This is a genomic window from Mycobacterium sp. NGS50 (genome assembly GCF_059812545.1).
Genome location: NZ_JCALCW010000042.1, coordinates 20,842 through 43,198, shown reverse-complemented (window position 1 = coordinate 43,198; position 22,357 = coordinate 20,842). Strand labels below are relative to the sequence as shown.

21 protein-coding genes are annotated in these 22,357 nt (G+C 69.0%); 12 read left to right on the top strand and 9 right to left on the bottom strand.

Features of this window, described 5'->3' with window-relative positions; all coding sequences use genetic code 11:
* The first annotated feature begins 144 nt into the window (after positions 1-144).
* From AC5Y36_RS22810 to AC5Y36_RS22775, 8 genes are all read left to right on the top strand, one after another.
* Positions 145-912, top strand: coding sequence for an NUDIX hydrolase (locus AC5Y36_RS22810; protein ID WP_500043239.1), 768 nt, complete (start codon positions 145-147; stop codon positions 910-912).
* Complete coding sequence (locus AC5Y36_RS22805) at positions 909-3,266, top strand: hypothetical protein (protein ID WP_500043238.1); 2,358 nt, start codon at positions 909-911, stop codon at positions 3,264-3,266. Before AC5Y36_RS22810 ends, AC5Y36_RS22805 begins: the two co-directional genes overlap by 4 nt.
* A complete protein-coding gene (gene murJ / locus AC5Y36_RS22800; RefSeq protein WP_500043237.1) occupies positions 3,266-6,703 on the top strand; it encodes a murein biosynthesis integral membrane protein MurJ in 3,438 nt (1,145 codons plus the stop codon). Before AC5Y36_RS22805 ends, murJ begins: the two co-directional genes overlap by 1 nt.
* Before the next feature lie 53 nt (positions 6,704-6,756).
* Positions 6,757-7,311 carry an RNA polymerase sigma factor SigM gene (sigM, locus tag AC5Y36_RS22795; RefSeq protein WP_500043236.1) on the top strand — a complete coding sequence of 185 codons (555 nt, stop codon included), beginning with the start codon at positions 6,757-6,759 and terminating at the stop codon, positions 7,309-7,311.
* Between the two features lie 16 nt (positions 7,312-7,327).
* Positions 7,328-7,825 (top strand): RsmA family anti-sigma factor, encoded by a 498-nt coding sequence (locus tag AC5Y36_RS22790; RefSeq protein ID WP_500043235.1) that lies wholly within the window; start codon positions 7,328-7,330, stop codon positions 7,823-7,825.
* Positions 7,826-7,947: 122 nt separating this feature from the next.
* Positions 7,948-8,919: a thioredoxin-disulfide reductase gene (gene trxB, locus AC5Y36_RS22785; RefSeq protein WP_500043234.1), complete on the top strand. Its 972-nt coding sequence runs from the start codon at positions 7,948-7,950 to the stop codon at positions 8,917-8,919.
* Entirely contained in the window at positions 8,916-9,254 is a 339-nt protein-coding gene (gene trxA, locus AC5Y36_RS22780; protein ID WP_500043233.1) for a thioredoxin, read from the top strand. The genes trxB and trxA overlap by 4 nt, the downstream gene beginning before the upstream one ends.
* Before the next feature lie 151 nt (positions 9,255-9,405).
* The gene (locus tag AC5Y36_RS22775; protein WP_500043232.1) at positions 9,406-10,629 is read left to right on the top strand and encodes an N-acetylmuramoyl-L-alanine amidase; all 1,224 of its coding nucleotides are present in this window, start codon (positions 9,406-9,408) and stop codon (positions 10,627-10,629) included.
* On the opposite strand, the gene AC5Y36_RS22770 is transcribed toward AC5Y36_RS22775, so the two are convergent.
* From AC5Y36_RS22770 to rpmH, 9 genes are all read right to left on the bottom strand, one after another.
* Positions 10,616-11,332, bottom strand: a complete 717-nt coding sequence (locus AC5Y36_RS22770; protein ID WP_500043231.1) for an acetyltransferase — start codon at positions 11,330-11,332, stop codon at positions 10,616-10,618. The two genes, AC5Y36_RS22775 and AC5Y36_RS22770, sit on opposite strands and share 14 nt — an antisense overlap.
* A gap of 287 nt (positions 11,333-11,619) precedes the next feature.
* On the bottom strand, positions 11,620-12,594 hold the full coding sequence (locus AC5Y36_RS22765; protein ID WP_500043230.1) for a ParB/RepB/Spo0J family partition protein: 975 nt from the start codon (positions 12,592-12,594) through the stop codon (positions 11,620-11,622).
* A gap of 40 nt (positions 12,595-12,634) precedes the next feature.
* Positions 12,635-13,588, bottom strand: coding sequence for a ParA family protein (locus AC5Y36_RS22760; RefSeq protein WP_500043229.1), 954 nt, complete (start codon positions 13,586-13,588; stop codon positions 12,635-12,637).
* Positions 13,585-14,295 carry a 16S rRNA (guanine(527)-N(7))-methyltransferase RsmG gene (gene rsmG, locus AC5Y36_RS22755; protein ID WP_500043228.1) on the bottom strand — a complete coding sequence of 237 codons (711 nt, stop codon included), beginning with the start codon at positions 14,293-14,295 and terminating at the stop codon, positions 13,585-13,587. Before rsmG ends, AC5Y36_RS22760 begins: the two co-directional genes overlap by 4 nt.
* Positions 14,296-14,352: 57 nt before the next feature.
* Complete coding sequence (locus tag AC5Y36_RS22750) at positions 14,353-14,886, bottom strand: Jag family protein (RefSeq protein ID WP_500043227.1); 534 nt, start codon at positions 14,884-14,886, stop codon at positions 14,353-14,355.
* A 46-nt stretch (positions 14,887-14,932) separates the two neighbouring features.
* On the bottom strand, positions 14,933-15,952 hold the full coding sequence (gene yidC / locus AC5Y36_RS22745) for a membrane protein insertase YidC (protein WP_500043243.1): 1,020 nt from the start codon (positions 15,950-15,952) through the stop codon (positions 14,933-14,935).
* 43 nt (positions 15,953-15,995) lie between these two features.
* The gene (yidD, locus tag AC5Y36_RS22740) at positions 15,996-16,295 is read right to left on the bottom strand and encodes a membrane protein insertion efficiency factor YidD (RefSeq protein ID WP_500043226.1); all 300 of its coding nucleotides are present in this window, start codon (positions 16,293-16,295) and stop codon (positions 15,996-15,998) included.
* Positions 16,292-16,663, bottom strand: a complete 372-nt coding sequence (rnpA, locus tag AC5Y36_RS22735) for a ribonuclease P protein component (RefSeq protein WP_500043225.1) — start codon at positions 16,661-16,663, stop codon at positions 16,292-16,294. Before rnpA ends, yidD begins: the two co-directional genes overlap by 4 nt.
* A gap of 16 nt (positions 16,664-16,679) precedes the next feature.
* Positions 16,680-16,823 carry a 50S ribosomal protein L34 gene (gene rpmH, locus AC5Y36_RS22730; RefSeq protein WP_500043224.1) on the bottom strand — a complete coding sequence of 48 codons (144 nt, stop codon included), beginning with the start codon at positions 16,821-16,823 and terminating at the stop codon, positions 16,680-16,682.
* 523 nt (positions 16,824-17,346) lie between these two features.
* On the opposite strand from rpmH, the gene dnaA reads away from it, so the two are divergent.
* From dnaA to AC5Y36_RS22710, 4 genes are all read left to right on the top strand, one after another.
* Positions 17,347-18,795 (top strand): chromosomal replication initiator protein DnaA, encoded by a 1,449-nt coding sequence (gene dnaA / locus AC5Y36_RS22725; RefSeq protein ID WP_500043242.1) that lies wholly within the window; start codon positions 17,347-17,349, stop codon positions 18,793-18,795.
* Between the two features lie 532 nt (positions 18,796-19,327).
* Positions 19,328-20,527, top strand: coding sequence for a DNA polymerase III subunit beta (gene dnaN / locus AC5Y36_RS22720; RefSeq protein ID WP_500043223.1), 1,200 nt, complete (start codon positions 19,328-19,330; stop codon positions 20,525-20,527).
* A gap of 20 nt (positions 20,528-20,547) precedes the next feature.
* Positions 20,548-21,693, top strand: a complete 1,146-nt coding sequence (gene recF, locus AC5Y36_RS22715) for a DNA replication/repair protein RecF (protein WP_500043222.1) — start codon at positions 20,548-20,550, stop codon at positions 21,691-21,693.
* Between the two features lie 14 nt (positions 21,694-21,707).
* Complete coding sequence (locus AC5Y36_RS22710) at positions 21,708-22,214, top strand: DUF721 family protein (protein ID WP_500043241.1); 507 nt, start codon at positions 21,708-21,710, stop codon at positions 22,212-22,214.
* The last annotated feature ends 143 nt before the right edge of the window (positions 22,215-22,357 follow it).

Below are 22,357 nucleotides of genomic sequence, written 5' to 3'. Positions count from 1 at the left end.
CCTCTCGCACTTTCCGTACCTGGATGCAATCTCGACAGATCGGGGATCACGAACCAGCGACGAACACGCGACGAACACGCGACGAACCGCCCCGACAGGCGACTGTGCCGGGAACGCGCAGCACCGCCAACTAATATCGCAATGGTGTCGGATGGCGAAAGGGCCCAACCGAGACGGCGCCGGGGCCGGCGCCGTGGTCGGCGCGGTAGTCCGTCCGCCGAGACTCGCTCCGACGACACCAGCTCGCAGCCGGCGCCCGCCAGCGCCGCCGACAGCACCAACGTCCCGGCCAAGCCGTCGCGGCCCCGCTCCACCCGGCACGGCCCGGACCGGCTGCGCACCGTGCACGAGACCTCCGCCGGCGGATTGGTCATCGACGGTATCGGCGGGCCGCGTGACGAACAGGTGGCCGCGCTGATCGGCCGCGTCGACCGGCGCGGCCGAATGCTGTGGTCGCTGCCCAAGGGCCACATCGAGGTCGGCGAGACCGCCGAGCAGACCGCGATCCGCGAAGTCGCCGAGGAGACCGGTGTTCAGGGCAGCGTGCTGGCGTCGCTGGGCAGCATCGACTACTGGTTTGTCACCGAGGGCCGGCGCGTTCACAAGACGGTGCACCACTACCTGATGCGGTTTTCCAGCGGCGAACTGTCCGACGACGACGTCGAGGTCACCGAGGTGGCCTGGGTGCCGCTCAAGGACCTCGCCTCTCGGCTGGCCTACGCCGACGAACGGCGGCTGGCGCAGGTAGCCGACGAATTGCTCGACAGGCTGCAGGCCGACGGCCCGTCGGCGCTGCCCCCGCTGCCGCCGAGCGCCCCGCGACGACGCCCGCAGACCCATTCACACGCCCGCACCCACCGACTCGACAAACCCGCGCCAGGCCGAAAGAACGGTCGCGGGCCGTCGCCGTGAAGTATCGGTGGGCCGCCCTGCGTCTCTCCGCGGTGGCCGGCGCCGTCGCGGTCATTGGCGCGCTGCTGGCCCCACCCAATGCCGCCGCCGGCGAACCCGGCACGGCGCCATTCCTGCACCTGCAGATCGAACGGGTGACCCCGAACGTGGTGACCACCACCAGCGAACCGGTCGTCACGGTGACCGGCACGGTGACCAACGTCGGTGACCGCCCGGTGCGGGAGGTGGTGGTCCGGCTCGAGCATGCGGCGGCGGTCGCCTCGTCGGCGGGGCTGCGCACCAACCTCGACGGCACCAACGACCAGTTCCGGCCGGTGGACGCCTTCGTGACGGTGGCCGACCAGTTGCAGCGCGGGCAGAACGCCCGGTTCAGCCTGTCCGCCCCGGTGCGGTCGCTGGAACACCAGTCACTGGAGATCGACCGGCCCGGGATCTATCCGCTGCTGGTCAACGTCAACGGGACACCGGACTACGGCGCCCCCGCCCGGCTCGACGACGCCCGCTTCCTGCTGCCGGTGCTGGGTGTTCCGCCCAACCCGGAGGAGTCGGCGGCCGATCCGCTGACCGCGGTGGCGCCGCCCGACACCTCCAAACCGCTGCAGCTCACCATGCTGTGGCCGTTGGCCGATCGGCCCCGGCTGGCGCCCGGCGCGCCCGGCGGCAGCAAACCGGTCCGGCTGACCGATGACGACCTGGCCACCTCGCTGGCCGAAGGCGGCCGACTCGACACGTTGCTGTCCGCGGCCGACTTCGCCACCGGCCCGGCCGTCGACCCTGACGGCGCGGTCACCCGGGCGTTGTGTCTGGCCGTCGACCCCGACCTGCTGGTCACCGTCAATGCGATGACCGGCGGCTACGTCGTGGCGGACTCCGCCGACAGCACCACCACCCACCCCGGCAACGGGCAGGCGGCCGCCACCGGCTGGCTGGACCGGCTGCGCCGCCTGGCACACCGGATGTGCGTGGCGGCCATCCCCTACGCCCAGGCCGACCTCGACGCACTGCACCGGGTGGCCGATCCCGGCCTGACCGCGATCGCGGTCACCAGTCCCGCCGACGTCGTCGATCACATCCTCGGTGTCACCTCCACCCGCGGCGCCACCCTGCTCGGCGACGGCCCGCTGACCGGGGCGACCGTCGACCTGCTCGGCACCCAGGACGACACCGTCGCGATCGCCGCCGCGGACTGTTCGGCGCAGGACTCGACCGCCGGCGCCCCGCCCATCGCCGATGTCACGCCGTGGCGGGCCTCCCCGCATGTGATCACCGCACCGTTTGACCCTGCCGTCGGCGCTGCGCTGGCCGCGACCGGTCCCGATCCGATCGCCCCGACCTACCTGGACACCTCGCTGGCGGTCCGGCTGCGCCACTCCTCGGTGGCCGCCCGGCGCCAGGACGCGCTCGGATCCATGCTGTGGCGCGCACTGGAGCCGGCCGTCGCGCCGCGCGTCGAGATTCTGCTGCCACCCGGGTCGTGGGGTCCGCAGCCCGACGACGCGCAGGCCATCCTGACCACGCTGGCCAGCACCATCCATGCCGGTCTGGCGGTGCCCCGCCCGTTGGGATCGGTGATCGCCGACGCCCGCGGCGTCACCCGCGGGCCGCAGCCGCGGCACTCCGGGCCGACCACTCCCGGTACCTTCGACGCCGCGGTCATCGGGCAGATCACCGACCAGGCGGCCCGGCTGTGGGGCCTGACCGCCGCGCTGACCACCGACGTGCGCACCGGGTTGACCGGGGTCGGCTACACCGCGCCGCTGCGTGAGGACATGCTGCGCGCGCTCAGCCAGGCCGACCCGCCAGACACCCGCAACGGGCTGGCCCATCACCGGCTCAACCTGGTGGGCACCGCCGTCGACGACATGTTCGCCTCGGTGACGATCGTCAACCCGGGCGGGTCCTACACGCTGGCCACCGAGCACAGCCCGCTGCCGCTGGCGCTGCGCAACGACCTGGCTGTCCCGATCCGGGTCCGGCTGCAGGTCGCGGCCCCACCCGGCATGACGGTCACCGACGTCGGCGAGATCGAGCTGCCGCCGGGATTCCTGCCGCTGCGGGTGCCGGTCGAGGTGAACTTCAACCAGCGCGTCGCCGTCGACGTCGCGCTGCGCACACCCGACGGCCTGCCGCTGGGCGAGCCGGCCCGGCTGTCGGTGCACGCCAACGCCTACGGCAAGGTGCTGTTCGCGCTGACCCTGTCGGCCGCCGCGGTGCTGGTGGGCCTGGCGGGGCGCCGGCTGTGGCACCGCTTCCGCGGCCAGCCCGACCCCGCCGACCTGGACCGCCCCGATCCGGTGGAGGTGGCGAGTCGGTTCGCCGACGAGCACCCGGCCGACGACGAGGAGGAGTCCTGATGGCCGCGCCGGATCAGCGGCGGCGCGCGGAGCTGTCCGACGCCGCGGTGGTGTCGCGGTCGTGGGGGATGGCGCTGGCGACGCTGGTCAGCCGGATCACCGGCTTTATCCGGATCGTGTTGTTGGCGGCGATCCTGGGTGCGGCCCTGTCCAGCGCGTTCTCGGTCGCCAATCAGCTGCCGAACCTGATCGCCGCGCTGGTGCTGGAGGCCACCTTCACCGCGATCTTCGTGCCGGTGTTGGCCCGCGCCGAACGTGACGACGCCGACGGCGGCACGGCCTTTGTGCGCCGGCTGGTCACGCTGGCCACGGCGCTGCTGCTGGTGGCCACCGTGGTGCCGGTGGCCGCCGCTCCGCTGCTGGTGCGTCTGATGCTCGGCGATGATCCGCAGGTCAACGAGGCGTTGACCACCGCCTTCGCCTACCTGCTGCTGCCGCAGGTCGTCTTCTACGGCCTGTCGTCGGTGTTCATGGCAATCCTGAACAACCGCAACGTGTTCGGTCCCCCGGCGTGGGCGCCGGTGGTCAACAATGCGGTCGCGATCGTGACGCTGGTGGCGTATCTGCTGGTGCCGGGCGAACTCTCGGTCGATCCCGTACAGATGGGCAATACCAAGCTGCTGGTGCTGGGGGTGGGTACCACGCTGGGTGTGGTGGCGCAGGCCGCGGTGCTGCTGGTGGCGATCGGCCGCGAACACGTCAGTCTGCGCCCGCTGTGGGGCATCGACGACCGGCTCAAACGGTTCGGGACGATGGCCGGCGCGATGGTGCTCTACGTGCTGATCAGCCAGATCGGGCTGATCGTCACCAACCAGATCGCCAGTACCGCAGCCGCTTCCGGCCCCGCCATCTACAACTACACCTGGCTGGTGCTGATGCTCCCGTTCGGGATGATCGGGGTGACGGTGCTGACCGTGGTGATGCCGCGGCTGAGCCGCAACGCCGCCGCCGAGGACATTCCCGCGGTGCTGGGCGATCTGTCGCTGGCCACCCGGCTCACGCTGATCACGTTGATCCCGACGGTGGCGTTCATGACGGTCGGTGGTCCGGCCCTTGGCAGCGCCCTGTTCGCCTACGGCAACTTCGGCGACGTGGACGCCGGCTACCTGGGTGCGGCGATCGCCCTGTCGGCGTTCACGTTGATCCCCTATTCGCTGGTGCTGCTGCAGCTGCGGGTCTTCTACGCGCGCGAGCAGCCGTGGACGCCGATCGCGATCATCGTGGTCATCACCGCGGTGAAGATCGCGGCGTCGCTGGTGGCCCCGCACCTGACCGACAACCCCGAGCTCGTCGCGGGCTATCTGGGCCTGGCCAACGGGCTGGGATTTTTGGCCGGCGCGATCCTCGGCTACTACCTGCTGCGGCGCAGCCTGCTGCCCACCGGCGGGCAGCTGGTCGACCTGGCCGTGGTCCGCACCATTCTGGTCACCCTGACCGCCTCCCTGCTGGCCGCGTTGGTCGCACACGTGGCCGACCGGATGCTGGGGCTGTCGACGCTGACCTCGCATGGCGCGATCGGCTCCCTGCTGCGCCTGGCGGTCCTCGCGGCGATGATGCTGCCGATCGTGGCGGTGGTGCTGCTGCGTGCCGGGGTCCCCGAGGCCCAGGCGGCGCTGGCCGCGATTCGGCGCCGTTTCGGCGACGCCCGTGTGCTCGACCAGCCGACCCAGCAGCCGCAGGTCACGTACGCTATCCGCAAGGATTCGTCGGCGCAGCGGGGGCATCCGGCCGCGGGACCTGCCCGAGGCGAGCTTTCGGCGCACGGCGGGAGACCGGCGCACAGCGGGACGACAAGGAAGGGGCCGGCGGTGACCGAGAACCAGTCGGGTAACTCCCCCTCGAGCACTGCTCCGGACGGAGCGAGCCCGCCCCGGCAGGCTGCTGCCGACGACTTCCATCCCGACGTCGCCGCCGCCGACTCCGCGGGGACGATCGCGTTCGACAGCCCCCGCGACCCCGGATCCGAGGATGTCGCGCTGGTCCCCGGCGCCAGCATCGCCGGTGGCCGCTACCGGCTGCTGGTGCCGCACGGCGGCAGCCCCATCCTGCGGTTCTGGCAGGCGCTGGACACCGCCCTGGACCGGCAGGTGGCGCTGACCTTCGTCGATCCGGACGGCACCCTGGTCGACGACCAGCTGCACGAGATCTTGTCCCGAACGCTGCGGCTGAGCCGGATCGAGATGCCGGGCATCGCCCGGGTGCTCGACGTCGTGCACATCGGGGCCGGCGGCTTGGTGGTCGCCGAGTGGATTCGCGGCGGGTCGCTGAGGGAAGTCGCCGACACCGCGCCGTCGCCGATCGGGGCCGCGCGGGCCGTGCAGTCCCTGGCGGCGGCCGCCGCCGCCGCACATGCGGCCGGGGTCGCACTGTCGTTGGATCATCCCAGCCGGGTGCGGGTCAGCATCGAAGGCGACGTGTCGCTGGCGTTCCCGGCGACCCTGCCCGACGCCAGTCCCGGCGACGACGTCCGCGGCATCGGTGCCGCCCTGTACGCCCTGCTGGTCAACCGCTGGCCGCTGCGCGAGTCCGGGGTGCCCAGCGGCCTGCAGCCGGCCCAACGCGACGCGTCCGGTGCACCGCGTGAACCCCACAACGTGGACCCCGACATCCCGTTCCAGATCTCCTCGGCCGCCTTCCACGCGGTGCAATCCGACGGCGGGATACGCAACGCCGCCTCGCTGCTGAACCTGCTGGAACAGGCCACCGCGGTGGCCGACCGCACCGATCTGATCAGCCCGATCGACGAGTCCGCGCCGCCGCCACGGCGCGCCGCCGCCACCGAGGACCCGCAGTTGCGGGACCGGCGTCGGCGCGCGCTGATGGTCGGCATCGGGGTGGGCGCCGTCATCCTGGTGGTGGCCCTGGTGGCCCTGGCATCGGTGCTGAACCGGATCTTCGGGGATGTCGGCGGCGGCTTCGACGAGGACCGCCTCGGACTGAACGGCCCGTCCTCGTCGACGACGTCAACTGAGTCGGCGCCGTCGGGCAGCCTGGTCAAACCGCAGCGCGCGATCGTGTTCTCCCCCGGCGAAGACCCGGACCACCCGAACGACGCCGACAAGGCGATCGACGGAAACCCGGGCACCGTGTGGGCCACCGACACCTACCACGACCCCGTCCCGTTCCCGAACTTCAAAAGCGGGGTGGGGCTGTTGTTGCTGCTGCCCAAACCGACGCAGGTGGGTGCGGTCACCATCGACGTGTCCAGCACCGGGACCAAGGTCGAGATCCGCTCCGCGCCGACGTCGACGCCGGCCACGCTGGAGGACACCACGGCGCTGACCAAGCCGATGGCCCTGCAGCCCGGCCACAACACGATCCGGGTGGACGCCACATCGCCGACGTCGAATCTGCTGGTGTGGATTTCCACGATGGGCACCACCGGCGGCGAAAGCCGCGTCGACGTCTCCGAGATCACGGTTCGGGCCGCCTCTTAGCGCCGCCGCGCGGGTGAAGTGCCCGCCGGCATCCGATTGGCTACTGTCCGGCCATGGGGTGCCACCAAGCCCGCAGTGACAGCGAACTACTGGCCGCCCATGTCGCCGGGGACCGGCGCGCCTTCGAGGAGTTGTTCTCCCGCCACCGGCAGCGTCTGCACCGGGTGGCGCGGCGGACCAGCGCCTGCCCCGAGGACGCCGCGGACGCCGTGCAGGACGCCATGCTGTCGGTACACCGCAACGCGGCGTCGTTTCGCCGGGACGCTGCGGTCAGCAGCTGGCTGCACCGCATCGTGGTCAACGCGTGCCTGGATCGGCGGCGCCGCAACCGGACTCACCCCACCGCCGAACTCAACGACGACGCTGTACCGGTCACCGACCGCACCGCGCAGGTCGATACCGCGGTGCTGGTCCGACAGGCGCTGATGCGGTTGCCGGCCGAGCAGCGGGCCGCGGTGGTGGCCGTGCACATGCAGGGCCGCTCGATCGCCGACGCCGCGCGCGCCCTGGGTGTTGCCGAGGGCACGATCAAGAGCCGCTGCGCGCGGGCCCGGGCGCGGCTGGCGGTGCTGCTGGACACCTCTGCGGAACCGGCCGGCTGTGGATAACGCACACTGAACCGTGATGGACGAAGAGCAGCAGTCGACCGAACGGGCCGGGCCGGCGCACTCGATTCGCCCGCGTACCCGTCCGCGGCGGGTGGCCGCGATCGCCGGGGCCGGCGCGGCGATCGCCGCGATCGGGCTGGGCACCGCCGCCCTGATCAGCGCGCCACCCCCGACGCCGTCGACGCATGAGACGCTGCGGGAGATCACCGTCACCTCCGCAGCCGCGGTCATCCCGCTCTCCGACGCGGACATCCTCGCGCTGCTGGACCGCAGCCCCGACTACGGCGGCGCGCTGGGCGACCCCCAGCGGCTGGCGTCGTGCCTGCGCGGACTGGACTACCCGCCCGACATCCGGGTGCTGGGGGCCCAGCCACTACAGATCCGCGGCCGCGAGGCGGTACTGCTGCTGCTTCCCGGTGACTCGGTCAACACCGTGCTGGCCCTCGCGGTGGCCCCCAACTGCAGTTCTGTCGACACCGGGTTGGTGGCCGACACCTCGGTCCGCCGCCCGTAGCGCTGGCGGTAAAGCGCCGCGGTGGTGTGGATCGCACCGTTGGCGCCCTCGGGAACAGCGCGGCCTAGGCTGACGTTGGTACACGCGGTATCCGCCGCCCGGCACACCCTCGAAAGGCTCCCATGACCGCCGAACCCACCGTTGCAGACCTGATCGTCATCGGATCCGGCCCCGCCGGGTACACCGCGGCCCTCTACGCCGCTCGGGCGCAACTCGCGCCGGTGGTGTTCGAGGGGACATCATTCGGGGGTGCGTTGATGACCACAACCGAGGTGGAGAACTTCCCCGGTTTCCGCGAGGGCATCCAGGGTCCCGAGCTGATGGATCAGATGCGCGAGCAGGCGCTGCGGTTCGGCGCCGACCTGCGCATGGAGGATGTCGAGTCGGTCGAGCTGAGTGGCCCGATCAAGTCGGTGGTGACCGCCGACGGCGAGACCTACCGGGCGCGCGCGGTGATCCTGGCGATGGGTGCCGCGGCGCGCTACCTGCAGGTCCCCGGCGAGCAGGAGTTGCTGGGCAGGGGTGTCAGCTCGTGCGCGACCTGTGATGGCTTCTTCTTCCGCGACCAGGACATCGCGGTGATCGGCGGCGGCGACTCGGCGATGGAGGAAGCCACCTTCTTGACCCGCTTCGCCCGTAGCGTGACGCTGGTGCACCGCCGCGACGAGTTCCGCGCCTCCAAGATCATGCTGGAACGCGCCCGCAGCAACGACAAGATCCGCTTCCTGACCAACCAGGCCGTCGTCGCTGTCGACGGCGACGACGCGGTGGCCGGACTCCGGTTGCGCGACACCAGGACTGGCGAGGAATCCACGCTGGCGGTCACCGGTGTCTTCGTGGCGATCGGTCACGATCCGCGCTCGGAACTGGTGCGGGGGGCACTGGATGTCGACCCGGATGGATACGTCCTGGTGCAGCAGCCCACCACCGCCACCTCGCTGGAAGGCGTGTTCGCCGCCGGCGACCTGGTGGACCGCACCTACCGTCAGGCGGTCACCGCGGCCGGCACCGGGTGTGCGGCGGCGATCGACGCCGAACGTTGGCTGGCCGAAACCGAGAGTGACAGCACCGAATTGACAGGAGCATCGCGATGACTGACACCAACAACTCCGCCACCGTGGCCGTCACCGACGCCTCCTTCGCGTCGGATGTCCTCGCCAGCGATACCCCTGTGCTGGTTGACTTCTGGGCCACCTGGTGCGGACCGTGCAAGATGGTCGCCCCGGTGCTCGAGGAGATCGCCGCCGAGAAGGCCGGCCAGCTCACCGTCGCCAAGATCGACGTCGACGCCAACCCCGAGACCGCGCGAGAATTCCAGGTGTCCGGGATTCCCACGTTGATCCTGTTCAAGGGCGGCCAGCCGGTCACCCGAATCGTGGGAGCCAAGGGCAAGGCGGCGCTGCTGCGCGAACTCGCCGACCACGTCTAACCGGTCCGTCGCGGCCATATCGCGATCACGTCACTATTCGCCTGGTGTTTTTCGAAAATCATCGGGTGTCTGCGACAATGCTGGCAAGCTGACTTGCCACCATCGGCACTGTCTGTGCTGCTCACAACTGTTATCGGAGGGGACTGAGCCTATGCCGCCGAGTCTGCGTCGAGGCGCGGGCGACCCGCTACGTCGCGGTGACCGCAGCGCCGCGGTCATCGAGATCCGCGAGGCGCTGACCGCGCTGGGTCTGGTGGACAGCCCCGATGCAGACCTGACGACCGGCAAGCATGTCGCGCCGGACATGTTCGACGCGGACCTCGACCAGGCGGTGCGCGCGTTCCAGCAGCAGCGTGGCCTGCTGGTCGACGGCATCGTCGGCGCCGCCACCTACCGGGCCCTCAAAGAGGCGTCCTACCGACTCGGCGCCCGCACCCTCAATCACCAGTTCGGTGCGCCGATGTACGGCGACGACGTCGCCACCCTGCAGGCCCGCCTGCAGGACCTCGGCTTCTACACCGGACTGGTCGACGGCTACTTCGGTCTGCAGACCCACAACGCGCTGATGTCGTACCAGCGGGAGTACGGCCTGTACGCCGACGGCATCTGCGGTCCGGAAACGTTGCGCTCCTTGAGTTTCCTGGCATCACGGGTGTCCGGTGGATCTCCGCACGCCATCCGCGAGGAGGAATTGGTGCGCCGGTCCGGGCCGAAGCTGTCCGGCAAGCGCATCATCATCGATCCGGGCCGCGGCGGCTCCGACCACGGCATGATCGCGCACGGTCCGGAAGGGCCGATCAGCGAGGCAGATGTGCTGTGGGACTTGGCCAGTCGCCTCGAGGGCCGGATGACCGCCATCGGGATGGAGACGTTCCTGTCCCGCCCCACCTCCGGCAGCCCCACCGATATCGAACGCGCCGCGACCGCCAACGCCGTCGGCGCCGATCTGATGATCAGCCTGCGCTGCGCGTCGCATTCCAGCCCGGCGGCCAGCGGGGTGGCGTCCTTCCACTTCGGCAATTCGCATGGCTCGGTGTCCACGATCGGCCGCAACCTGTCCGACTTCATCCAACGAGAGATCGTGGCGCGCACCGGCTTACGTGACTGCCGCAGCCACGGCCGGACCTGGGATCTGCTGCGGCTGACCCGGATGCCGACCGTGCAGGTGGACCTCGGCTACATCACCAACCCGCGCGACCGCGACCTGCTGATCACCAGCCAAACCCGCGATGCGATCGCCGAGGGCATGCTGGCGGCGGTCAAACGCCTGTATCTGCTCGGCAAGAACGACCGGCCCACCGGAACTTTCACGTTCGCCGAGTTGCTGGCGCACGAGCTGGCGGTGGAGCAGGCCAGCCGGCTCAGCGGTTCGTAGCCGACGCGCCGGCACCGATCGGCGCCTGCAGCTGCGCGTTCTCCAGCAGCCGTTCCAGCGCCGCTTCCACCTCGGCCTTCCAGCCCAGGCCCTTGTCCAGCTCGAGCCGCAGCCGCGGAAAGTAGCGGTGCGGCGCCACCACGGTGAACCCCACCTCGAGCAGAAAGTCCGCGTCGATCACGCAGTGTTCAACCGAACAGTCTCCCGGAGCCTCCAGTACCCGTTGTAGACCGGGCTCCACGGCCAGCGGGTTCTGCAGCTCGGCGGCTGCCGGCGTCCGACCGAAGGCCTCCAGCGCCCGCACCCCGCGGCGGACCAGATCGTCGACGACGCGCGCGATCAGGCTGTGTCGCAGGTCCTCGGGAGCATGCCCGGAATCCACACCCATCGACGTCAGCAGCACCGCGTCGGCCGATACCGGTCCGGTGGGGAACAGCTGGGCACGCGGCACGGCGCGCGGCGGCGCGTAAAGCACGTATCCCAGACATGCCGGAAGCGGTGGCGGCGCCGTGGCGATCTGCCCGCACGAACCCCACTCCAGCATGACCATCGACAGCCAGGCTTCCTTCTCGAACTCCGGGTCCACCAGGTGGTCATCATCGCCCAGCGTCGCCGGGTCGACCTCCCAGAAGACACAGCGGCGGGCATGCTTCGGCAGCTGATCGAAGGCTTCAAGTAACAGGGGTGTGATTCGGCCGGCCACTAGTCCCCCGGGTCCCGCGGCACCGATTCGAACCGCGCCCACCCACCGGGCGGCACGGGTCGCGGACCGAACAATAGGGGCATCACAATGCTTCTAAGGATAGGGAGTCCGGCGTCCGCGGGCTACCGCTGGACGCGGACTGCCGCGACCCGCGTTCGGCCACCGGGTGGTGAGCGAAATAGCTTGGGCGGCAGCTGTTTTGTTCATTCTAGCGAGATCCGGTGGCGCCGTGGGTCACCGTGGTGTCACAGTGACGTAACTACCGCGTGTGGCCGTATGGGGCCTGATCAGCCGTTTTCGCCACTCATCAGCCCCACGATGCGCTGCAGATCATCGACGGAACCGAACTCGACGACGATCTTGCCCTTGCGCTTCCCGAGGCTCACCGTGACCCGGGTATCGAAGGCCGTCGACAGTCGCTCGGCGACGTCCTGGAGTCCGGGCATCTGAATCGGCTTCCGCCGCGGCGGGGCGGGCGGGCTCACCCCCGCCCGATTGGCGAGAGTGACGGCCTCCTCGGTGGCGCGAACCGACAACCCCTCCGCGACGATGCGGGCGGCCAACTCCTCCTGCGCCTCCGGGCCGGCCTCCAGCGACAGCAGGGCGCGCGCGTGCCCGGCGGACAGGACACCCGCCGCCACCCGGCGCTGCACCGGGATCGGCAACCGCAGCAAGCGGATCATGTTGGAGATCAACGGCCGGGACCGGCCGATGCGCGACGCCAGTTCATCGTGGGTGACGCCGAACTCGTCCAACAGTTGCTGATAGGCGGCCGCCTCTTCAAGGGGGTTCAGCTGAGCCCGATGAATGTTCTCCAGTAGGGCATCCCGCAGGAGGTTCTCCTCCTCGGTCTCCCGAACAATCGCCGGAATCGTCTTCAGGCCCGCTTCCTGGGAGGCGCGCCAGCGCCGCTCCCCCATCACCAACTGGTAGCGCGCGCCATCCAGCGGCCGGACCACGATCGGCTGCATCAACCCGAACTCGCGGATCGAGTGCACGAGTTCGGCCAGTGCCTCGTCGTCGAAGACCTGCCGCGGCTGGCGCGGGTTCGGCTCGATCAGGGCCGGGTCGATCTCCCGGTAGACCGCACCCACGTCGCCGACCGGCGCCGGCGCCGGCCCGCCGAGGACCACATCCGCGGCGGCGTCGCCCATCCGTGGGCCGAGCGGCGAGGATCCGGGCCCGCCGTCCGCGGGGCCGGTCGGAATCAGCGAGGCCAGGCCGCGGCCGAGGCCGCCCTTTCTGCGCGACGGTTGTGTCATCGGTACCGCTCCTTGTCCGTCGCTTCGCTGTGCATCCTCGTCACGCCCTTCCGGCCGGCGGGTGGTCGCGGTCGGCGAGCTCCCGGCTGGCGTCCAGATAGCTCATCGCCCCGCGCGAACCGGGGTCGTAGTCGATGATCGTCATACTGTAACCAGGTGCCTCTGACACCTTGACGCTGCGCGGGATCACCGTCCGCAACACCTTGTCCCCGAAGAACCGGCGGACCTCCTCGGCCACCTGATCCGCCAGCTTGGTACGGCCGTCGTACATCGTCAGCAGCACCGTGGTGACGTCCAGCCGCGGATTGAGGTGCGCCCGGACCATCTCGATGTTGCGCATCAGCTGGGACACCCCCTCCAACGCGTAGTACTCGCACTGGATCGGGATCAAGACCTCCGGGGCCGCCACGAGCGCGTTGATGGTCAGCAGGCCCAGCGACGGCGGGCAGTCGATGAACACGTAGTCGAAGTCGAATTCCGCCAGCTGGTCGAGCGCGTTGCGCAGACGGTTCTCACGGGCCACCATGCTGACCAATTCGATCTCGGCGCCGGCCAGATCGATCGTCGACGGCAGGCAGAACAGCCGCTCGCTGTGCGGGCTTTGCCGCAGCGCCTCCTGCAGCGGGATCTCGCCCAGCAGCACCTCGTAGGACGACGGGGTTCCGGACTGCCGATCGGAGATGCCCAGCGCGGTGCTGGCATTGCCCTGCGGGTCCAGGTCGACCACCAACACCTTGAGCCCCTGCACCGCCAATGCGGCGGCCAGGTTCACCGCCGTCGTGGTTTTGCCAACCCCGCCCTTTTGGTTGGCCACCGTGAACACCCGCCGGTGCCGCGGCCGGGCGAGCTGACCGTGGGTGGTGTGCAGCACCCGCATCGCCCGCTCCGCAGCGGCGCCGATCGGGGTGTCGAATTCCGTCGATGTTTCACGTGAAACATTGGCGGTCTGCGGCGGCCGCGGGCCGCCTCCGTTTCCCGCCTGGGGCGCACTCATCGTGTTCTCCTCGCCGTTCCCGCTCTTCCCCTCAGCGGGGGTCGTTTCCGTTCTCCGCGCCGAGCCACCACCACGGTTGCGGGCGGTGTCAAATAGTTCACGCCACATCTCACCACCCTCACCTCGTCTACGCCCAATGCGATCATCACACGCCGGTGCTCCTCGACTTCCTCGGTCGCCCGGTCGCCTTTGATCGCCAGCATCCGGCCATCGGGCCTCAGCAGCGGCAGGCTCCACTTGGTCAGTTTGTCGAGCCCCGCGACCGCCCGCGACACCACCGCGTCGGCACCGCCGGCCTGCTTGCGCACCGACGGCTCCTCCGCTCGGCCCCGCAGCACCTCGACCTGGAGTCCGAGTTCCTCGACTACCTCGTTGAGGAACGTACTGCGGCGCAGCAGGGGCTCGACGAGCGTCATCTGAAGGTCCGGGCGGGCGATGGCCAGCACCACGCCGGGCAACCCCGCCCCGCTTCCGATGTCGACCACCCGCTCCCCCGGCTCGAGCAGTTCGGCCGCGGCGACGCAGTTCATCAGATGCCGGTCCCAGAGCCGGTCCACTTCCCGGGGACCCAGCAGGCCGCGCTCCACCCCGGCACCGGCGAGCACGCCGGCGTATCGCTGGGCGAGAGCCAGGCGTTCCCCGAAGGCGTCTCCCGCGGCGGGCGGCTCGGCCGCGGGGGTCTGGTTGTCCTGTTTCACGTGAAACATTCCTCCGGTCTTCCGGGGACGCCCCGCATCGCAGGATGAATTACATCCCTGTAAGTACTAGGCCGGCCGGACTACGACGCGGCGCGACGGCTCGGTGCCCTCGCTCTCGCTACGCACGCCCGAGACCGCCGCGACAGCGTCGTGCACGATCTTGCGCTCGAACGGGCTCATCGGCGACAGCCGCTCGTCCTGGCCGCTCTCCTGCACCCGCCGGGCAACCTCGCCGCCGAGGGCGGTCAGGTCCTCGCGCCGGCGACGCCGCCAGCCCGCGACGTCGAGCATCAGCCGGCTGCGCTCGCCGGTCTTCTGGTGCACCGCGAGCCGGGTCAGCTCCTGCAGGGCGTCGAGGGTCTCGCCGTTGCGGCCCACCAACTTGCTCAAGTCCTGGCCGCCGTCGATGCTCACCACCGCGCGGTCGCCTTCGACATCGAGGTCGATGTCGCCGTCGAAGTCCAACAGGTCCAGCAACTCCTCGAGGTAGTCGCCCGCGATCTCGCCCTCGGCAACCAGTCGCTCTTCAAGGTCGGTGCCCTTGTCCTCGGTCGGGCTCTGCACCGCTTCTTCGCGTTCTGTGGTCTCGGCGTCTGTCATCTGTGTCTCCCTTTTTCACCGGCCACCGCCGCCTACCGGGCCGCGGTCACCGTTTCCGTTTCTTGGGTTTGGCACCCGGCCGCGGGGTGCGGTCCGCACCGGGCCGTTGGGCTTCGTTCGGGTCCGGGCCCGACAACTCCACCGCGGTCGAGTCGGCGTCCGCCGGCTTCCCCCCCGGGTTCGTCGCGGAACCGCCGGAACGCTTCGGTGCGCGCTGGGGCTTGGCGCCCGGCGCCGGGGCGTTGGCCGCCCGCCGCCGTATCGCCTCTTCTTTCTTCTCTTCTTCCTCTTTGGCCATCATCCCGAACACGTAGTGCTGCTGGCCGAACGTCCAGATGTTGTTGGAGAACCAGTAGAAGATGATCGCCAGCGGGAGGAACGGTCCACCGACGACGACGCCGAGTGGGAACACGTACAGCGCCAGCTTGTTCATCAACGCCGTCTGCGGGTTGGCGGCGGCTTCCGGACTCTGCCGCGCCACCGATGCCCGGCTGTTGAAGTAGGTGGCGACGCCGGCCAGGATCATCACCGGCACCCCGACCGCGACCACCGCGAGCCGGTTGAATTCGGTGAAGGCATCCAGGCCGGTCGTCTGGATCATGGTGGCGCCGAGCGGTGCACCGAACAGGTTGGCATCCAGGAAGTGCCCGACGTCGGCCGCGGTGAAGAAGTAGTTGCCGTGCTGCCGGTTCTCCTCGATGCTCAGCCCGAGCTGACCCACGCCGTGGCTGGTCCGGTTGAAGGAGCGCAGCACGTGGAACAGCCCGAGGAACACCGGCACCTGCGCCAGCATGGGCAGGCACCCCAGCAACGGGTTGAAGTTGTGCTCGCGTTGCAGCTTCTGCATCTCCAGCGCCATGCGCTGGCGGTCCTTGGCGTACTTCTTCTGCAGCGCCTTGATCTGCGGCTGCAGCTCCTGCATCTGCCGGGTGGTGCGGATCTGCTTGACGAACGGCTTGTAGAGCAGGGCGCGCAGCGAGAACACCAGGAACATCACCGCCAGCACCCAGGTGAAGAAGCTGGACGGTCCTAGTACGGCGCCGAATGCCTTGTACCACAACCACATAATCCCCGATACCGGGTAGTAGAAGTAGTCCAGACTGAATGGGTCAAAGGACAACGAACTCACTCTCCCCTCGCTTCGCGGGCTCGGCCGCACATCGAACCCGCTCGGGCACGGGGTCCCATCCGCCGTGGTGCCAGGGCCCGCACTTGGCGAGCCGCACAACAGACAACCAGCTCCCTCGGATCAGTCCGTACTCCCCCAACGCCTCCACCGCATACTGGCTACACGTCGGGGCAAATCGGCAGCTCGGCAAACGCAGCGGCGAGATCATGTGACGGTACAGCTGGATCACGAAGATCAGCGCGCGTACCTGCGCGGTCCGCCAACCCCGACCCTTGCTCACCGGGCCGCGTCCTTGGCCCGGTGGCCGTTGTCGATGCGCCGCAGCCCGGTCCGCAGCTGTTGCTCCAACCGCGCGGACGCCGCGTGGCGGCAGGTGGGCCGCGCCCGGATCACCACCTGCTGGTCGGGGTCCAGTTCGGAGAGCACCGACCGGCTCACGTGCCGCAGCCGGCGCGCGACGCGATGGCGCTCGACGGCGGAACCAACGGATTTGGCCACGATGAAGCCCACCCGGGGTCCCTCGGGTAGGTCGCTGTCTGCACAGCGGCGAGAGTGGATCACGATATCGGGTTGCGCGGTCCGGACTCCGTGCTTGACCGTCGCACTGAATTCCGTTGACCGACGCATCCGGTTACGCGCGGGAAGCACCGCGTTGGTATCCGGATCAGGCGGTCAGCGACTGACGGCCCTTACGACGCCGGCCCGAGACGATCGCGCGCCCGGCACGGGTCCGCATCCGCAGCCGAAAGCCGTGCACCCGCGCCCGGCGCCGGTTGTTCGGCTGGTAGGTCCGCTTCCCCTTGGCCACGGCACACTCTCCTCAATGCTTCTAGCATCGCTTAGCAGTAAACTCTGCGTCTTGCTGGTGACCGACGCGGTCCCCGGCTGCTACACCGGGTCGCTGTCGTATCGCCGACGTTCGGGCGACTGTTCGAGGGTACTGATGGGAGTTCACCCGGTCAAACCTCGTCCGCCCGCACCACCAGACTGCAACCACTCCGCAACTTTCGTCACAGCCGTCACGACCCGGCAGCGACACGCCGGGGAACCGTCCACAATGTTCGCGAAACGATTGGTTCCCCGCACCAAAAGCTGTTAGCTTCTGCCAATGCCGTTTCGGATCGGAACGGCGCCCGGAAACGCTGCGAGGATGGCGAACAGGCTCACTGCCCAGATGGCCCAGGCGGGTTGTCTCGAGCGCCGACTCCACACACGGTGGCCCCGCGGTCACGACACCAGGACATCCGTCCTGTCCACACCTGTGGATAACTGTGTGGACAGTTCGTCCTCCCTTACAGCCGGTCACGTCGCGAAGCAGGGGGGTTTTGTCGTTGACCGATGACCCCGGCTCCGATTTTCCGGTGGTATGGGACGCCGTCGTCACCGAACTCAACGGCGGCATCACACCCCAGCAACGGGCCTGGTTAAACCTCGTTCAGCCGCTGACCATCGTCGAGGGTTTCGCGCTGCTGTCGGTGCCCAGCAGCTTCGTGCAGTCCGAGATCGACCGCCACCTGCGGCTACCGATCACCGACGCACTGAGTCGGCGGCTGGGTCAGCAGATCGAGCTCGGTGTGCGCATCGCGCCCGCCTCCGCCCCGAACGACGCCGACGAGGCGACCGCCGACGAATCCGGTCTCGACATCGATGACGCCGACGAGGACATGCCCGTCCCGGCCAACGCCGGCGACAGCTGGCCGAACTACTTCACCGAGCGGCCCGCCAGCACCGACACCTCCGATCCCAGCGACATCAGCCTCAACCGCCGCTACACGTTCGACACGTTCGTCATCGGCGCCTCCAACCGGTTCGCGCACGCGGCCGCCCTGGCCATCGCCGAGGCCCCCGCCCGCGCCTACAACCCGCTGTTCATCTGGGGTGAGTCCGGGCTGGGTAAGACACACCTGCTGCACGCGGCCGGCAATTACACCCAGCGCCTGTTCCCGGGGATGCGGGTGAAGTACGTGTCGACCGAGGAATTCACCAACGACTTCATCAACTCGCTGCGTGATGACCGCAAGGTCGCGTTCAAGCGCAGCTATCGCGACGTCGACGTGCTGCTGGTCGATGACATCCAATTCATCGAGGGCAAGGAAGGTATCCAGGAAGAGTTCTTCCATACCTTCAACACCCTGCACAACGCCAACAAGCAGATCGTCATCTCCTCCGACCGGCCGCCCAAACAGCTGGCCACCCTCGAAGACCGGCTGCGAACCCGGTTCGAGTGGGGGCTGATCACCGACGTCCAGCCGCCGGACCTGGAAACCCGCATCGCGATTCTGCGTAAGAAGGCCCAGGTCGAACGGCTCGACGTTCCCGGCGACGTTCTGGAGTTGATCGCCAGCAGCATCGATCGCAACATCCGCGAACTCGAAGGCGCCCTCATCCGGGTCACCGCGTTCGCGTCGTTGAACAAGACCCCGATCGACAAGGCACTGGCTGAGATCGTGTTGCGGGATCTGATCGCTGATGCCAGCACGATCCAGATCAGCACGGCCAACATCATGGCCGCCATCGCGGAGTACTTCGAGATCACCGTCGAGGAACTCCGCGGTCCCGGTAAGACCCGCGCACTGGCCCAGGCCCGCCAGATCGCGATGTATCTGTGTCGTGAGCTCACCGATCTGTCCCTGCCGAAGATCGGTCAAGCCTTCGGCCGCGACCACACCACGGTGATGTACGCCGAACGCAAAATCCGCGGCGAGATGGCTCAGCGCCGCGACATCTTCGATCAAGTCAAGGAACTCACCACGCGCATCCGGCAACGCGCCAAGCGCTGATTCCGCTCTGTCCTAAGCGCGTCGTTCCCGGTTTTGCGCGGCGTCGGCCGAAAATCTTCAAAAACTTCTCACACTTGCGTATCACTAGTCACAAGCCTCGGCTGTGCACAGTGCTGTGCAGAACATTCATGATCGTTCCGGGCATTGCGCTCCCCCGGTGCACAGACGATGCCCCGTCCCCAGCCCGCCACCACCGCGCCCGTCGGTACTCAGCGACCATGCACACACCGCCACGCCGTTCAGCCAGCACCGATGCCATGTTGTCCCCAGATTGCACAGCCCTTAATACTGTTACTGATATCTCTCCCTCGAATGTTCTTCAGAACACAACCGTTGGGGAGCGCCTGATCCACACCGATCCCTCCGGGCTCTGCAGACCCCGACCCCGTCCCCAGCCGGGGCAATCGATTAGCTTTCAACTTGCCGTCGAAGGCTCTACGGTTGTCTCTCAAGTGCCTGTCACGGGGTGTCCCCCGTTTGCGGCCAGAATGAGCTGTCGGGTCTGTCAGGACAGAAGGGACGCAGGGACGCTATGGATGTGGCGACTACCGCAGTCGGTGTGACCGACCTGAAGTTTCGGTTGGCACGGGAGGACTTCGCCGACGCGGTGGCCTGGGTAGCCAGGAACCTGCCGAGCAAGCCACTGCAACCGGTGCTGGCCGGCGTGCTGCTGACCGGCTCCGACGAGGGCCTGACGGTCTCCGGATTCGACTACGAAGTTTCCGCCCAGGTCCGTGTGGCCGCTGAAATCGCTTCTCCGGGAAGCGTTTTGGTATCCGGTCGGCTGCTATCCGAGATCACCCGGGCGTTGCCGGCCAAGCCGGTGGAGGTGAGCGCCGAGGGCACCCGGGTCTCGTTGACCTGCGGCAGCGCCCGATTCTCGTTGCCGACGATGGCGGTGGAGGACTACCCCACGTTGCCGTCGCTGCCGGAGGAAACCGGGGTTGTTCCCGCCGACGTGTTCGCCGAGGCGATTGCGCAGGTCGCGGTGGCGGCCGGCAAAGACGACACTTTGCCGATGCTGACCGGGATGCGGGTGGAGATTTCCGGCGATCGAGTGGTGCTGGCTGCCACTGACCGATTCCGGCTGGCGGTCCGGGAGTTGACCTGGTCGGCGAGCGCGACCATCGACACCGCGGTGTTGCCGCCGGCCAAGACCATGGCCGAGATCGCCAAGACGTGGGGTGGCGGTGGGGGCGACATCCATCTGTTCCTGGGCACCGGGGCCTCCGGTGAGCAGGAACGGCTGATGGGTGTCAGCGGTCAGGGCAAGCGCAGCACCACCGCGCTGATCGACGCGGAGTTCCCGAAATATCGTCAGCTGCTGCCGACCGAGCACACCGCGGTCGCCGAGATGGATGTCGCCGAGCTGACCGAGGCGATCAAGCGTGTGGCGTTGGTCGCCGACCGTGGCGCCCAGGTCCGAATGGAGTTGGGTGACGGCGTGCTGCGCCTCTCGGCCGGCGCCGACGATGTGGGCCGCGCCGAAGAGGATCTCGAGGTCAACTTCGCCGGCGAGCCGCTGACCATCGCGTTCAATCCGACGTATCTGACCGACGGGCTCGGTTCGTTGCACACGTCGCGGGTCTCGTTCGGATTCACCAATCCGAAACGGCCCGCGGTGCTGCGGCCGGTCTTCGAGGGTGAGTCGGCGCCGCAGGGCCCGGGTCCGTTCCCGGCCGAGAACTCCGAATACGTGTACCTGCTGATGCCGGTCCGGCTGCCTGGATAACGCTGGGACGAGGATTCACATTGTTCGTCCGCCACCTGGGGTTGAGTGACTTCCGCTCGTGGCCGACCGCGGACGTCGACCTCGAGCCGGGCCGAACCGTTTTCGTCGGCCCCAACGGTTACGGGAAGACGAATCTGGTTGAAGCCCTGTGGTATTCGTCGACCCTCGGCTCACATCGAGTCGCCTCGACGGCACCGCTGATCCGGGCCGGCGCCGAGCGCGCGGTGGTCTCGACGATCATCGTCAACGAGGGCCGTGAATTGGCCGTCGACCTCGAGGTCGCGGTCGGCCGGGCCAACAAGGCGCGGCTGAACCGCTCCCCGGTCCGCAGCCCCCGCGAAGTCATCGGGGTGTTGCGTGCGGTGCTGTTCGCGCCCGAGGACCTGGCATTGGTGCGCGGAGATCCCTCCGAGCGACGGCGCTACCTCGACGAATTGGCAACCATCCGGCGTCCCCGGATCGCCGGGGTGCGAACCGATTACGACAAGGCACTGCGCCAACGAACCGCCCTGCTCAAATCGGCGGCGGGCGCACTTCACCGTGGTGAGCGCAATGTGCTCGACACGCTGGAGGTCTGGGACGCCCAGTTGGCAACCCACGGGGCGGAGCTGACGGCCGCGCGCATCGACCTGGTCAACCAGTTGGCGCCGGAGGTGGAGAAGGCCTACCAGCTGCTGGCGCCGGCGTCGCGGCCTGCGGCGATCGAATACCGGCCGAGCGTCGACGGCGTTTCGGGTGCCCATGACCCGGTGTCGTTGGAGTCCGCGCTGCTCGATGCCCTGGCCCAGCGCCGGCGCGCGGAGATCGAACGTGGCGTCTGCTTGGTCGGTCCGCACCGTGACGACCTGGAACTGCGACTCGGTGATGCGCCGGCGAAAGGGTTTGCCAGCCACGGTGAATCATGGTCGATGGCGTTGTCGCTGCGGCTGGCCGCCTACGAGCTGCTGCGCGCCGAGGGGCCCGAGCCGGTGCTGCTGCTCGATGACGTGTTCGCCGAGCTCGACAGCGCGCGCCGGCGGGCGTTGGCCGGGGTGGCGGTCTCCGCCGAACAAGTATTGGTGACGGCCGCGGTGGTCGACGATGTCCCGCAGGATTGGGACGCCAGACAGATCAACATCGCGCTGCGGGAGGACGAGGCCGGACGCATGTCGGTGGTGGCAACGTGAACGACGACGACGCGATGGATCTGGTGCGACGCACCCTGGAGGAGGCGCGCGGCGCGGCCCGCGTCCAAGGCAAGGATGTCGGCCGCGGCCGCAGCACGCCACTGCCGCGGCGGGCGGCAACCCCGGCGGGTCGCCGCCGCCGCTGGTCGGGACCCGGACCGGACTCCCGGGATCCACAGCCGCTCAGCGCCGCCACCCGCGATCTCGCCAAAGCGCGGGGCTGGTCGCCGCGGGTCGCCGAAGGCGCGGTGTTCGCCCAGTGGCCGACCGTGGTCGGCGCCCAGATCGCCGATCACGCCAACCCGGTCCAGCTGCGCGAAGGGGTGCTGACCGTGGCGGCCGAATCCACCGCCTGGGCGACCCAGCTGCGCCTGGTCCAGGCCCAACTGCTGGCTAAGATCGCCGCGGGCGTCGGGGACGGTGTCGTGACCGCCCTGAAGATCACCGGCCCGTCGGCACCGTCCTGGCGTAAAGGACCACGCCATATCGCCGGTCGCGGACCCCGCGACACCTACGGATAGCGGATTTTCGGGCGACCCGCTCAGAGCCGTCAGGACGATCAAATCGCGTTCGTCGAGCGTCGGGACGCACCGGTTATCAAGATATCGAGCGCACAGCGCGAATAGCTGTGTAGAAACGCCCCCACAGCATCGGTGCCAGCGCT

Excerpts from the sequence above, each read along its gene's own strand:
- yidC (WP_500043243.1), bottom strand. The coding sequence starts at position 15,952 with ATGTGGTTGTGGTACAAGGCATTCGGCGCCGTACTAGGACCGTCCAGC.
- AC5Y36_RS22750 (WP_500043227.1), bottom strand. The coding sequence starts at position 14,886 with ATGACAGACGCCGAGACCACAGAACGCGAAGAAGCGGTGCAGAGCCCG.
- murJ (WP_500043237.1), top strand. The coding sequence starts at position 3,266 with ATGGCCGCGCCGGATCAGCGGCGGCGCGCGGAGCTGTCCGACGCCGCG.
- AC5Y36_RS22760 (WP_500043229.1), bottom strand. The coding sequence starts at position 13,588 with ATGAGTGCGCCCCAGGCGGGAAACGGAGGCGGCCCGCGGCCGCCGCAG.
- sigM (WP_500043236.1), top strand. The coding sequence starts at position 6,757 with ATGGGGTGCCACCAAGCCCGCAGTGACAGCGAACTACTGGCCGCCCAT.
- trxA (WP_500043233.1), top strand. The coding sequence starts at position 8,916 with ATGACTGACACCAACAACTCCGCCACCGTGGCCGTCACCGACGCCTCC.
- rsmG (WP_500043228.1), bottom strand. The coding sequence starts at position 14,295 with ATGTTTCACGTGAAACAGGACAACCAGACCCCCGCGGCCGAGCCGCCC.
- AC5Y36_RS22710 (WP_500043241.1), top strand. The coding sequence starts at position 21,708 with ATGGATCTGGTGCGACGCACCCTGGAGGAGGCGCGCGGCGCGGCCCGC.
- trxB (WP_500043234.1), top strand. The coding sequence starts at position 7,948 with ATGACCGCCGAACCCACCGTTGCAGACCTGATCGTCATCGGATCCGGC.
- dnaN (WP_500043223.1), top strand. The coding sequence starts at position 19,328 with ATGGATGTGGCGACTACCGCAGTCGGTGTGACCGACCTGAAGTTTCGG.
- AC5Y36_RS22790 (WP_500043235.1), top strand. The coding sequence starts at position 7,328 with ATGGACGAAGAGCAGCAGTCGACCGAACGGGCCGGGCCGGCGCACTCG.
- AC5Y36_RS22775 (WP_500043232.1), top strand. The coding sequence starts at position 9,406 with ATGCCGCCGAGTCTGCGTCGAGGCGCGGGCGACCCGCTACGTCGCGGT.
- AC5Y36_RS22765 (WP_500043230.1), bottom strand. The coding sequence starts at position 12,594 with ATGACACAACCGTCGCGCAGAAAGGGCGGCCTCGGCCGCGGCCTGGCC.